Below are 12,703 nucleotides of genomic sequence, written 5' to 3'. Positions count from 1 at the left end.
CAGGAATGAACAAGCTGGTTGCGGATCAGGCCGACGGACTGCGGCGCATGCTCGCACCGACGCATGCGCGCGTGGTGGCCGTCGCAGGCCTGGGGCAGGGCGCGGGGAGTACCACGGCCGCGATGAATCTCGGTGTGGCACTGACCCTGCAGGGTCGCAACGTGCTGCTGCTGGACGAGCACTGCCCGACTGTGGGCTCCGCCTGTGAGGTGTGGGACATCGATCCGCTGGGGAACCTGGCCGATGTAGCAAGCCAGCGCCTGACGCTGGATGGTGCAGAGGTCAAGGCAGCCTGCGGCGTGCACGTGCTACCCGCGCCGCACGGCGCGGTGAATGGTGCGGATGGAGAAATCGACCCGCGCAAGTTCTGGCACGACGGCGTCGTCATCGTCGATGCGGCTTTCGACGCCGAGGGCCGGTTGTCGGCGCTCGCGCAGGGCGCGGACGACCTGCTGCTGGTGCTGCAGCCGCACCCCGCGTCGATCACCGCGGCCTATGCAGGCATCAAGCGGCTGCACCACGCGCACGGCCTCAAGCAGATGCGCTTCCTGGTCAACGGCGCGGCCGACGTCGTGGCCGCGCGCCAGATCATGAGCAACCTCGCGCATGCCGCCAGCCGCTATCTCGCACTGCTGCTGCAGCCCGCGGGCTGGGTGCGCTTCGACCCGCTCGTTGCCGACGCGTGGCGCCTGAAGAAGACCATCGTCGAGGCCTTTCCCGCGAGCCATGCCGCTGTCGACTTCCGGCGCATTGCCGGCGAGGTCGACCGCTGGCCCTGGCGCGCGGCCGAGCCGCTGCAGGCCGTGGCCTGAGCCCGCCGACCCGGACAACCCAAGAAGGACGGCCGTGTACACCGCACAGGGAACCATCGAGAAATCACATCTGCTGGCGCAGCACCAGCCGCTGGTGCGCCGCATCGCGCTGCAGATGATTGCCAAGCTGCCGGCCAGCGTGGAGCTGGACGACCTGATCCAGGCCGGCATGCTGGGCCTGCTGGACGCCTCCAGCCGTTACCAGGACAACCGCGGCGCGCAATTCGAGACCTTCGTCAGCCAGCGCATCCGCGGCGCCATGCTCGACGAACTGCGCGCCAGCGACTGGGGCTCGCGCGGCCTGCGCCAGTCGGCGCGCGGCGTCGAGAAGGCGATACAGGCGCTGGGCCACAAGCTCGGGCGCTCTCCCACCGAAGGGGAGATCGCCAAGGAGCTGAAGATGGACCTGGAGGCGTATCAGTCGCTGCTGCAGGAGATCCAGGGCTGCCAGCTGGTGTATGTCGAAGATTTCTCCAAGGACGACCCGGACAGCCCGTTCCTCGACAGCCATTCGCAGGATGCGCGCAAGGACCGGCGCGGCAGCGACGATCCGCTGGAGCAGCTGCTGGAAAGCGGCTTCCGGCATCAGCTGGTGGACGCCATCGGTGCGCTGCCGGAGCGCGACCAGCTGCTGCTGAACCTCTACTACGAGGAAGAGCTGAACCTGCGCGAGATCGGCGCGATCCTGGAGGTGAGTCAGTCGCGGGTGTGCCAGCTGCACAGCCAGGCGATCAGCAGGCTGCGGGCCAAGCTGAAGGATGTGCTGTAGCGAACTCCGGGGCCAGGGCCGCCGCCTGAATCAGAAAGTCGCATCGAGCACCTGCGAGGGGATGAGGCCGTTGAGCGTCACATTGTTCGTTAGTGGATCGAACAGTTGCGGTTGCAGAACGTACTTCCAGGCGCCGTTCCTGTAGTACAGGAAGTTGAAGGCGTTCGGCAGCGGAATATGCTGGTTGGCGTGGCCGTAGTCGTCGAAGCCGATGTACGAGATCACTTCCTGCCCTTGCGTCTGGATCATCTGATTGATGTTGGCTTGCCCGGGGTGCTGGTGGTGATACACCCTGATCAGATGCGCACCGAGCGGCGAGTTCGTCACCATCAGGGCGCAGCCATTCATGGCGGCGGTGAAGACGAACCTGTGCTGCGGGTTGTGTCGAGGTACGTCGACGAATCCGGGCATCACGTTGCCCTGGATGAAAGGACACCAATACGCCGAGATCGGCTGATCCTGATGGAGGACATTTCCCACCGGCCTCAAGGTGACCTGGAGGGCTTGCGCGGTGCCCTGCAGATCGAACGAGCCCATCTTGGCCGTGTTGAGTACCAGGACCTGCATGGCGAAAGCTGGATTCTGCTGCGCCTGCGCGTTCTGCATGAACCACGAAACGCCGTTGATCGCGCGAAGCTGCGCGTACGCAACGGGATCGGCTCGGAAGAGTTGGTTGTGTCCGTTCACGTGTGATGTCTATTTGCGTTGGAATGGGAGGGGCAAAGTAGAGCGCTGCACCATGGGGCCCAAGCGGCGACCTGTGCCGTTTCATCTTCACGAGCCGCTTGTCATTTCGTGCGCGGCTGATGGTAGGAGCGCGACGGTGCGAAGGCCATCCCCAGGAACAAGTAGATGGGTGCCTTATTTGTCATGCGCCATTAGGCGTTGTCCGTCAGCAATCCGCGCCCGCCGCTGGCGTGCCACGCCCGCACGCACGGCAAAGCTCGGCCTCTTGCCAAAGACTCCCAAGCAACCCTCCTCACGGCTTCACGCCGACCGCCCGAACCGCCCCATTGGCGACTACGCGCTCATCGGCTCGACCCACAGCGCGGCCCTGGTGCATTGCGGTGGCGATATCGAGTGGCTGTGCCTGCCGCGCTTCGATTCGGCCGCGATGTTCGCCAGCCTGCTCGGCGACGAGCACAACGGCCATTGGACGATGCGCGCCAAAGACCGCAAGGCGCGTGTCACGCGGCGCTACCTGCCCGGTACCGTGGTGCTCGAAACCACGATCCGCACGGCCAAGGGGACGGCCATCGTCACCGACTTCATGCCCCGACCCGCGCTCGACGGCACGCACGAGGTCGTGCGCATCGTGCAGGGTGTGCGCGGCACGGTCGCCATGCATACCGAGTTCCGCATCCGCTTCAACTACGGCGGGTGGTGCCCGTGGATGGAGCGGCGCGACGGCGCGGTGTTTGCCACGGCCGGACCGGACTCGGTGCGCATCAGCTCCGGCGTGCCGCTGACCAACGAGAACTTCGCGAGCTTTGCCGACTTCACCGTGTCCGCGGGGCAGGCCATCGCGTTCAGCCTCGACTGGTTTCCCTCGCACCTGAAGCCGCCGGTGACGCGCGATGCCAGCGCGCTGCTGGCGCGCACCGTCGCCGAATGGAGCGCGTGGACCGGTCGCTGCGGCTACCACGGCGAGTTTCGCGAGCCGGTGATGCGCTCGCTGCTCACGCTCAAGGCGCTCACCTACGAGCCCACCGGCGGCATCGTCGCCGCGCCGAGCACCTCGCTGCCCGAACTGCCGGGCGGCGAACGCAACTGGGACTACCGCTTCTGCTGGCTGCGCGACGCGGCGCTCACGCTCTACGCGCTGATCGGTTCGGGCTATGTCGAGGAAGCCAGCGCCTGGCGCTGGTGGCTGATGCGAGCGGTGGGCGGCTCGCCCGAAGAGCTGCAGGTGATGTACGGCCTGCACGGCGAACGCTCGCTCACCGAACTCGAGCTCGGCTGGCTGCCGGGCTACGAAGACAGCCGCCCGGTGCGCATCGGCAACGGCGCGCACGGGCAGCGCCAGCTCGATGTGTACGGCTCGGTCATCGCGGCCTTTCATGCGGCGCGCAAGGCCGGGCTGGCGGACATGGACAAGGTGTGGCCGCTGGAGCGCGCCATTGCGAAGCACCTGATGGTGCTGTGGAAGGAACCCGACTGCAGCCTGTGGGAAGTGCGCGGCGAGCCGCGCCACTTCGTGCATTCCAAGATCATGTGCTGGCTGGCCTTCGACCGGGTGATCGCGAGCGCGACGGAGTATGGGCTCGAAGGCCCTGTCGAGCGCTGGCGGGAGGTGCGCGACGAGATCCACGCCGAGGTCTGCGCCCGCGGCTACGACGCCGCGAGCAATTCATTCGTGCAGTACTACGGCGCAGACACGGTGGATGCGGCGCTGCTGTGGATGCCGCTGATCGGCTTTCTGCCGATCCATGATGCGCGCGTGCAGGGCACCATCGCGCGCATCGAGAAGGAGCTGATCTTCAACGGGCTGGTGTACCGCTATCGCACAGAGAAAGGCGTGGACGGCCTCGAAGGCGGGGAGGGCGCGTTTCTCGCGTGCAGCTTCTGGCTGTCGAACGTGTACGTGGCCATGGGCAAGCTGCGCAAGGCACGAGCCCTGTTCAAGCGCCTGCTGGCGCTGGGCAACGACCTGGGCCTGTTCGCCGAGGAATACGACCCGGTGGCGCAGCGGCAACTCGGCAATTTTCCGCAGGCGTTTTCGCATATCGGGTTGATCAACAGCGCGCATGCGCTGGTGTCGGCGGCCGGTGGCGTGTGGGAGCTGGCGGACCTCGATGGCAAGGCGGCATCGAAGAAGACGGCGCCGAAGAGAGCGGCGCCGAAGAGGACGGCAAGAAAGACGCCGCTCAGGCGGCCGGCAGCGCGAACTCCTCGGCGCTGAACACCGTGTGGAAGACCGTGCCGTCGAACATCTCGAACAGCTTCTTCGAGACCTCGCGGCTTTCATGGCGAACGGGTGAGTCGAGTGCGCGGGCGATGTCCTCGCGACTCGCATAGCGGATCGACAGCACCATCGCCAGTTCGGGGTCGCTCACATCGCTTTCGATCTGGCGCAGCACGCGCACTTCGAGCGCACCGGGGAAGCGGGTCCACAGCGGCACGAGTTTTTCGTGCACGTGGCGGTCGAAGGCTTCTTCCATGCCGGCCTTGACCCGGCCCCTGAAAAACGCGCAGCGGATGAACATGGTGTCTCTTCTTTCCTGGGTGAAAGCCGTGTGTGGCGGGAGGCGCTTCAGCCGCGCCCGTAGCCGTCGAACTGCCGCATCATGGCCGCCGTGTCTTCGGCGCCGAGCCCGGCCGCGACGAAGGCTCGGTGCAGCTCCGAGACGGCACCCGCCAGCGGCATCGGCAGGCGCTGGCCTTGCGAGAAGGCCTGCACCGCTTCGAGGTCCTTGAGCATGTTGTCGATGCGGCCGGTAGGCGTGTAGTCGCGCGCGGCCATCTTGGGGCCGAACTCGCGCAGGATCTGGCTGTCGGCGCGGCCGCCGGCCAGTGCGGCGGGCAGCTTCGATGCATCGACGCCACCGGCTTCGGCCAGCCGCACCGCCTCGGCCACGGCCTGAAAGCCGATGGCGCAGAGCAGCTGGTTGACGAGCTTGGTGGTCTGGCCCGCGCCGCTGTCGCCCATGTGGGTGTAGTTGGCGCACAGGCTGTCCATCACGGCGCGTGCGCGCTGCACGTCGTCGGCGCTGCCGCCTGCCATCACCGTGAGTTGCCCGAGCAGGGCCTTGGGCGCGCCGCCGGAAAGCGGCGCATCGACGAAGCCCATGCCCGTGCGCTCGCGCAGCGACTGTGCGAGCCGGCGCGTGGAAGGTGGGTCGATGGACGACATGTCGATCAGCAGCCGCTTCGCATCGGCAGGTGCGGCGGCGGCGATGCCGGCCTCGCCGAAGATCGCGCGTTCCACCACCGCCGCAGAGTTGAGGCTGGTGATGACGAAGTCGCTGGCTGCCGCTGCCGCTTGCGCGGTGTCGGCCGCTTGTGCGCCTTGTGCTGCCAGCGCGGCCACCTTGGCCGCATCGAGGTCGAACACGTTCACCCGGTGGCCGCATTCGAGCAGCCGGCGCGCGATGGCCGAGCCCATGATGCCCACGCCGATCACGGCCACGCGCTGGCTGGATGCTGCTGTCATGCAGAGACTTTCATGGAAGCATCCTTCGAGCGTTGAACGAGCCGTGCGCCGATGTCGGCCACGATCTGCTGCACGGGCACGGCGATGTCGGCGTGCAGCACGTCGGGTTCGCTCGCGTCGGGCCTCTCCAGCGTCTTCAGCTGGCTGTCGAGCAGCGCCGGCGGCATGTAGTGCCCGGTGCGTTGTTCCATTCGCTGCCGCACCAGCGCGGGCGACCCGTCGAGAAACACGAACTGCAACTCGGGCGACGCGGCGCGCAGCCGGTCGCGGTAGGCGCGCCGCAGGGCGGAGCAGGCCACCACCACGCCACGCGGCGCGGCCGTGCGGTCGGCGAGGCTGGCGCCCACGCGGTCGAGCCAGGGCCAGCGGTCTTCGTCGGAGAGCGGCAGGCCGGCGCGCATGCGCGCCACGGCCTCGGGCACGTGCAGGTCATCGGCATCGACCCACGGCACGCCCAGCGTCTGCGCCAACCCGGCGGCCACGCTGCTCTTGCCGGTGCCCGACACGCCCATTACCACCACGCTCAGGCGCTGCGGCTGCTCTGGATGCTGCACGGTGCTACAGGCTCGAGGTGATGCCGCCATCCACATACAGGATGTGGCCGTTGACGAAGCTCGACGCATCCGAGGCCAGGAAGATGGCCGCGCCGCCGAGCTCTTCCACGTCGCCCCAGCGGCCGGCGGGCGTGCGGCCCGAGAGCCACGCCGTGAAGGCTTCGTCGGCCACCAGTGCCTGAGTGAGTTCGGTCTTGAAGTAGCCCGGCCCGAGGCCGTTGACCTGGATGCCGTACTTGCCGAGGTCGATCGCCATGCCCTTGGTGAGCATCTTCACCGCGCCCTTGGTGGCGGCGTAGGGCGCGATGCCCGGGCGGCCCAGCTCGCTTTGCACCGAGCACACGTTGATGATCTTGCCGCGCTTGCGTTCGATCATGCGTTGCGCGACGAAGCGGCCGACCAGGAACACGCTGTCGATGTTGGTGGTGGTGATCTTGTGCCACGCGTCGATAGGGAATTCGGCGAACGCACCGCGGTGCTGCATGCCGGCGTTGTTCACGAGGATGTCGATGGCGCCGATGTCGGCTTCGATGGCGGCCACGCCGGCTTCCACCGCGGCGGCGTCGGTCACGTCGAAGGCAATGGCCTCGGCCGCGATGCCCTTGGCGCGCAAGGCGTCGCGGGCGGCGTTGAGCGATGCGGCATCGCGTGCATTGAGCACCACGCGCGCGCCGGCGTTGCCGAGCGCAGCCGCCAGCGCAAAGCCGATGCCCTTGCTGGAGCCGGTGACGAGGGCGGTGCGCCCGGAAAGATCGAAGAGTTTCAAAGGAGGCTCCGAGTACATGGCTGACGGCATAAGTTACCGGTATCTTTTGAGATCGTCAACTGGTAAAACCTCCGCTGGCATTATTTTCTTTCATCAATTAAAGTTACCGGTATCTTATTGAGTTGCAACCGCTATCCGAGGAGACACCCGCTTGACCGCTACCGCTACATCCCCGCACGTGCTGATGCCAGGCACCTACCCGGAATGGGACATGGCGCCGATGCGGGCGGCCTACACGCTGCATCGCCTCTGGGAAGCGCCGGACCGGCAGGCCTTCATTGCCGAGCACGCGCCGAACATTCGCGCGGTCGCAACGCGCGGCGAGTTGGGTGCCAACGCCGAACTGATCGCCGCGCTGCCTGCGCTGGAGCTGATCGCCTGCTACGGCGTGGGCACCGACGGCATCGACCTTGCCGCCTGCCGCGCGCGCGGCATCCGCGTGACCAACACACCCGACGTGCTCAACGGCGACGTGGCCGACCTCGCCGTGGGGCTCACGCTGGCGGTGCAGCGGCGCATTCCGGCGGGCGATGCTTTCGTGCGCAGCGGCGCGTGGGCCGGTGGCGGCATGCCGCTGACCACCCGAGTCTTCGGCCAGCGCATCGGCATCGCGGGCTTCGGCCGCATCGGCAGCACCATCGCGCGGCGGCTCTCGGGTTTCGACGTGGAGCTGGGTTACTTCAGCCGCACGCCGAAGGCCGACAGCCCGCACCGCCACTTCGCCAGCCTGAGCGCAATGGCCGACTGGTGCGACGTGCTCATCGTCATCCTGCCCGGCGGAGAGGCCACGCGCGGCATCGTCAATGCCGAGGTGCTGCAGGCGCTGGGCCCCAAGGGCTGGCTCGTGAACGTGTCGCGCGGCACCACCGTCGACGAAGGCGCGCTGCTGCAGGCGCTGGAGGCGCGCGGCATTGCCGGCGCGGCGCTCGACGTGTTCCTCAATGAGCCGCGCATCGACCCGCGCTTTGCCGCGCTCGACAACGTGGTGCTGCATCCGCACCATGGCAGCGGCACCGAACAGACGCGCCGCGCCATGGGCGAGCTGGTGCGCCGCAACCTCGAGGCCCACTTCGCGGGCCAGCCTCTCATTACCCCCGTGCCCTGACTGGCCGAAGGAAAGAATCATGCGTTTGCGTTGTATGTGCCTCGTGATCCACGCCCCCGACGACCTGCGTCTGGACGAACAGGACGCCGGCGAGATAGGCCCCGGCCAGGTGCTGGTGAAGGTCGGCATGGGCGGCATCTGCGGCTCCGACCTGCATTACTTTCACAACGGCGGCTTCGGCACCGTGCGCATCAAGGAGCCGATGGTGCTGGGCCATGAAGTGGCCGGCACCGTGGTGGCGGTGGCGCCCGGCGTCGAGAGCGTGCGCATCGGCGACAAGGTGGCCATCAACCCGAGCCGCCCCTGCGGCGCCTGCAAGTTCTGCCTCGAAGGCCTGCCCAACCAGTGCCTCGACATGCGCTTCTACGGCAGCGCCATGCGCACGCCGCACGTGCAGGGCGCGTTCCGCAACAGGCTGCTGTGCGAGGCCACGCAGTGCGTGAAGGTGGCCGAGCATGTGCCGCTGCGCCTGGCCGCGCTGGCCGAGCCGTTCTCGGTGGGGCTGCACGGCGTGTCGCGCGCCGGTCCGCTGCTGGGCAAGCGTGTGCTGGTATCGGGCTGCGGACCCATCGGCGTGCTGGCCATTGCGGCGGCGCGCGCGCATGGCGCAGCCGAGATCACCGCTACCGATGTGGTCGACGAGCCGCTGGCCATCGCGCGTGCCATGGGCGCCGACAACGTCATCAACGTCGCGCAGGACAAGACCTGGGTGTCGCGTTATTCAGCCGACAAGGGCACCTTCGACGTGATGCTCGAATGCTCCGGCAACGAGCGCGCACTGCGCGACGGGCTGGAGGTGATGCGCCCGCGCGGCGTGGTCGTGCAACTGGGCCTGGGCGGCGACGTGAGCATTCCGCAGAACATGGTGGTGGCGAAAGAGCTCAGCATCTGCGGCTCGTTCCGCTTCCACGCGGAGTTCGCGCTCGCGGTGCGGCTCATCAACGAAGGGCGCGTGGACCTGTCGCCCGTGGTGACGCACACCTTCCCGATGCTGCAGGCGCGGCAGGCCTTCGAGCTGGCGAGCGACCGTCAGAAGGCGATGAAGGTGCTGATCGACTTCGCGGACGTGGGCGCGGAGGCCGTCGCGGCCTGACGGGTTTTCCGCAGACGCCCGCAGCGTCATCGGCTCGCGTTAGGCGTTGCGCGCGCCAGCAGGCGGATGTGTTCGAAGTCCAGCATGTCCAGCGCATGCCGCACCGCGTCGACCAGCGCCGAGTGGCGCGCGTCGGCCGCGAGCCGGTCGGCCCATTCGTGCAGGTCGCTCCAACGGCCGTCGCGCGCGAGCGTTTCGAGTTCGTCGCGCACCGATGCGGGAAGCGGCGCGATCGCGGGCACCGGTGGACGTCTCACCCTGTGGCCCGGTACGGGCACGGGCGGTGCATGGCGCGGCTGCTGCGGCTGCTGTGACTTGGTGGCCAGGGGCAGCAATTCTTTCGGCGCGTCCTTCACGATCACCGAGAAGTGCACACGCGTTCCCAGGTTGCGGTGGCTCTCCAGCAGCAGGCGCCCGCCCATGTGCTGCACGATGCGCCGCGCGATCGCCAGCCCCAGTCCGTGGCCGTTGGCGCTGGGCGCGCCCTGCGCGATGGCCTGGACGATGCGCGCCTGGTCTTCCTTGTCGATGCCGATGCCGCTGTCCCACACGTCGAACCTGAGCCGCCACGAGTCCGCGCGCGGCCGGGCCTGCACGCGCAGGCCGATCTTGCCGTCGCGCGTGAACTTCGCGGCGTTCGACAGTAAGTTCAGCAGCAGTTGCTGGAAGCGCTTGCTGTCGAGGTACACCGCGACCGGCAGCGCGCCCAGCACCTCCAGCTCGAACCGGTTGTGCTGCCGCTGCGCGAGCGTGTCTGCGTACTGCGCGATGTCGTCGATCAGCGCGCGCAGGTGCACCGGCCGGGGCTCGAAGGCGAAGGGCAGCAGCTCGCTCTTCGCGTAGTCGAGCAGGTCGTCGATCAGCGCGAGCTGGTAGGCCACGCTGCGCTCGATGGCCTGCAGCCGCTCGGGCGGCGGCGAGCTGTCGCCATGCAGCAGGCGCGCGTTGCCGATGATGGTCGACAGCGGTGCGCGCAGGTCGTGGCTGATGTAGGCCAGCAGCTGCGTCTGCTCGCGCGCCTGGTGCTCGGCCTGCTCAAGCGCGGCGTTCAGCGCGTGCGTCTTGCGCTTCACTTCTTCCTGCAGCCGTTGCTGTTCCTCGGCCTGCCAGTGCACCAGCGTGCGCTGCGCGACGCGCTGCTGCCGCGACAGGTGGTGCGCCCACGCCGCCAGCGCCACCAGGCCGACCAGCATGCCCGGGAAGCCCAGCGCATAGGCGTCGAAGCCGGGGATCGTGTGCGCCGGCATCGCGAGTTCGGTGAGCCGCAGGCACACCCCGACGGCGACGATGCTCATCACCGGAAAGGCCAGCCGCCCGCCCGGCCCCGCGCGCCGCATGTAGATGAAGGTGCCGACGGTCAATGCGAGAACCACCACCGGCGCGCTCAGCGTGCCGGCCAGCGCGAAAGGCGCGTACGGCCCCAGCAGCGTGCCCAGCACCACGACGCATTGCCCTGCCGCGAGCACCACGAAGAGCGACAGTCCGGGCGCGCGCACCGGGCTGCGCCGCGACACCGCGTACAGGTAGAACATCAGCGAGAGCACGCAGCAGCCCGCGGTGACGCCGGCCGCGCGGTAGCTCCATTCGAGGCTGTCGGGCCACAGCGCCAGCCGTGCATGGCCGCGGTAGGCGCCCTCGTAGAGCGCCACGAGCGCGAAGCCCAGGCTCTGCAGCGCCGTTGCCAGGTCGCGCGAGATGAACCACAGCGCCAGCGAATACACGGAGAGCACCAGCAGCCCGCCGATCAGCAGGCCGTCGAGCAGTGCATGGCCGCTTTCTGCTTCGCGCCAGGCGTCGGCCGAATACAGCGCCGGCGCGAGCTTGACGCTGCTGTTCGTCTGAACCCGCACCAGCACGCGAGCCTGCTCGCCGGGCTGCAGGTCGAGGGCCAGCGTCGGTACGCGCTCGCGGTCCCGTCCGGTGCGTGATCGCACCGACACGCCGGTTTGCTCATGTGTCCACGTGGCCCAGCCCGCCAGCTCGCGGCGCGCATGGAAATCAACGTGCTGCAGCCACGTGGCGTCGAGCACCAGCCGAAGCGGCTGGATCGCGCCGGTGTCGTTCACCAGCGTGAGCCGCAGCCAGAAGGCCGAACGCGAAAAGCCCGGCCGCATGCGCGCTGCGTTGCCGGGCTGGAAGCCGCCGGGCACGCCGCTGCTTTCCAGGGCATCGATTTCGTCGAGCGACAGCCGCGTGCTGGTGTCCTCGAACACCTCGGCGCGCGTGTCGAGCGCCACCGGCCAGCGGGTCGCGTCGTCGACGTGAAGCACGCCCGCCTGCGCTGTGGCCGACCCCGCCAGCCAGAAGGCGCAGCACAGCAGCAACGTGCGGATGCCGCGCAGGGCCGGGGTGGTCACCGCCTTCTCAACGCCGCATCAGGCCGACGGCACCGATGGCGGAGAGGTCGAGGCGGCAGGCGCCTGGCGAAACGCCGTGGGCGTGCGGCCGAAGCGCTCGCGGAATGCGGTCGAGAAGTTGGCCGCGCTGGAGAAGCCCACGGCCAGCGCGACTTCTTCCACGCTGAGCGCCGACTCCGCAAGCAGCCGCTGCGCCTCGGCGAGGCGTGCCTCGCGCGCGAACTCGAACACCGTGCGGCCGGTCTGTTCGCGGAACACGCGCGACAGCCGCTTTTCGTGCGTGCCCACGCGCGCCGCCAACTCGGGCAGGGTGGGCACGTTCGCCAGGTCGGCGCGCACCAGGCGTTCGATGGCCTGCGCGAGCACGCGGTCGGTGTGGTCGGCGCCCGGGGTGCTGGTGCCGCATTCCCGTTTCGCGTTTTCCACTGCGCTCTCGGCCTGCGCGATGCAGGCCTGCGCCTGTTGCCGGCTGCTTGACAGTGCAAGGTGCACGGCCACGCGCGCCAGCACTTCCGCGGGTTCGAAGGGCTTCAGGATGTAGTCGACCGCGCCTTCGCGCAGGCCGGTGAGCCGCTCTTGCACCGAGCTCGACGAGGTCACGAAGATCACAGGAATGCGTGTCGTCGCGCGGTCGGCTTTCAGCAGCCGGCAGGTCGCGAAGCCGTCGGTGGCGCCCATGCGCACGTCCAGCAGTATCAGGTCGGGCTGCAGCGCCGTGGCCCTGCGGTAGCCCTCCAGCGCGTTGAACGCCAGGCTGATGCGGTGCCCGGCTTCGCGCAGTACTCCCAGCAGCAACTGCAGTTCTTCGACGTTGTCGTCGATGACGAGGATGTGCGCGCGCCGGGGTGGCGTGGTCGACCAGTAAGACATGGACGTCGAGCGTAGGAGTGCGTCGCCGAAACGCTGTGTGATTTAGTTCACATTATGTTGCATTCGTAAACAAATGTCATTAACGGCAAAGCTTTTGTCCTGAATGCCAAAAGTGCACCGGTGAGTGGGGTCCAAGAATCGCGCCCTTTCCGGAGCACCCCGCCGCATCGAGCGGCGACAAAAGAAACGGTGCCCGGTCCATCAGAGCAATCACGAGGGACGGG

At 68.1% G+C, this 12,703-nt stretch carries 12 protein-coding genes; 5 read left to right on the top strand and 7 right to left on the bottom strand.

Going from position 1 to position 12,703, the window contains the following annotated elements:
- The first annotated feature begins 5 nt into the window (after positions 1 to 5).
- Positions 6 to 812 carry a MinD/ParA family ATP-binding protein gene (locus tag BLW48_RS25315; RefSeq protein WP_093178156.1) on the top strand — a complete coding sequence of 269 codons (807 nt, stop codon included), beginning with the start codon at positions 6 to 8 and terminating at the stop codon, positions 810 to 812.
- A 34-nt stretch (positions 813 to 846) separates the two neighbouring features.
- Entirely contained in the window at positions 847 to 1,581 is a 735-nt protein-coding gene (locus tag BLW48_RS25310) for an RNA polymerase sigma factor FliA (RefSeq protein ID WP_093178154.1), read from the top strand.
- Between the two features lie 30 nt (positions 1,582 to 1,611).
- On the opposite strand, the gene BLW48_RS25305 is transcribed toward BLW48_RS25310, so the two are convergent.
- Complete coding sequence (locus tag BLW48_RS25305; RefSeq protein WP_093058581.1) at positions 1,612 to 2,268, bottom strand: hypothetical protein; 657 nt, start codon at positions 2,266 to 2,268, stop codon at positions 1,612 to 1,614.
- Between the two features lie 265 nt (positions 2,269 to 2,533).
- On the opposite strand from BLW48_RS25305, the gene BLW48_RS25300 reads away from it, so the two are divergent.
- Positions 2,534 to 4,483, top strand: a complete 1,950-nt coding sequence (locus BLW48_RS25300) for a glycoside hydrolase family 15 protein (protein WP_093178152.1) — start codon at positions 2,534 to 2,536, stop codon at positions 4,481 to 4,483.
- On the opposite strand, the gene BLW48_RS25295 is transcribed toward BLW48_RS25300, so the two are convergent.
- From BLW48_RS25295 to BLW48_RS25280, 4 genes are read right to left on the bottom strand one after another with little or no spacing between them, the layout of a single operon-like run.
- On the bottom strand, positions 4,449 to 4,787 hold the full coding sequence (locus BLW48_RS25295) for a putative antibiotic biosynthesis monooxygenase (RefSeq protein WP_093058583.1): 339 nt from the start codon (positions 4,785 to 4,787) through the stop codon (positions 4,449 to 4,451). The two genes, BLW48_RS25300 and BLW48_RS25295, sit on opposite strands and share 35 nt — an antisense overlap.
- 47 nt (positions 4,788 to 4,834) lie before the next feature.
- On the bottom strand, positions 4,835 to 5,734 hold the full coding sequence (locus tag BLW48_RS25290) for an NAD(P)-dependent oxidoreductase (RefSeq protein ID WP_093178151.1): 900 nt from the start codon (positions 5,732 to 5,734) through the stop codon (positions 4,835 to 4,837).
- A complete protein-coding gene (locus tag BLW48_RS25285) occupies positions 5,731 to 6,288 on the bottom strand; it encodes a gluconokinase (protein WP_256216783.1) in 558 nt (185 codons plus the stop codon). The genes BLW48_RS25290 and BLW48_RS25285 overlap by 4 nt, the downstream gene beginning before the upstream one ends.
- A 4-nt stretch (positions 6,289 to 6,292) precedes the next feature.
- Entirely contained in the window at positions 6,293 to 7,072 is a 780-nt protein-coding gene (locus BLW48_RS25280; protein ID WP_176928978.1) for an SDR family oxidoreductase, read from the bottom strand.
- A gap of 133 nt (positions 7,073 to 7,205) precedes the next feature.
- On the opposite strand from BLW48_RS25280, the gene BLW48_RS25275 reads away from it, so the two are divergent.
- A complete protein-coding gene (locus tag BLW48_RS25275) occupies positions 7,206 to 8,159 on the top strand; it encodes a 2-hydroxyacid dehydrogenase (RefSeq protein ID WP_093178149.1) in 954 nt (317 codons plus the stop codon).
- Positions 8,160 to 8,178: 19 nt separating this feature from the next.
- Positions 8,179 to 9,252, top strand: a complete 1,074-nt coding sequence (locus tag BLW48_RS25270; protein ID WP_093178147.1) for an L-idonate 5-dehydrogenase — start codon at positions 8,179 to 8,181, stop codon at positions 9,250 to 9,252.
- A gap of 26 nt (positions 9,253 to 9,278) precedes the next feature.
- On the opposite strand, the gene BLW48_RS25265 is transcribed toward BLW48_RS25270, so the two are convergent.
- Positions 9,279 to 11,609 carry a sensor histidine kinase gene (locus BLW48_RS25265; protein WP_093178146.1) on the bottom strand — a complete coding sequence of 777 codons (2,331 nt, stop codon included), beginning with the start codon at positions 11,607 to 11,609 and terminating at the stop codon, positions 9,279 to 9,281.
- Positions 11,610 to 11,627: 18 nt separating this feature from the next.
- Entirely contained in the window at positions 11,628 to 12,479 is an 852-nt protein-coding gene (locus BLW48_RS25260; RefSeq protein ID WP_093178144.1) for a response regulator transcription factor, read from the bottom strand.
- Positions 12,480 to 12,703: the final 224 nt, after the last annotated feature.

This window comes from Variovorax sp. YR266 (assembly GCF_900107295.1).
In the GTDB taxonomy this organism is placed as follows: Bacteria; Pseudomonadota; Gammaproteobacteria; order Burkholderiales; family Burkholderiaceae_C; genus Variovorax.
Note: the sequence above shows the minus strand (reverse complement) of the source record. Positions and strands in the feature narration are given on the sequence as shown.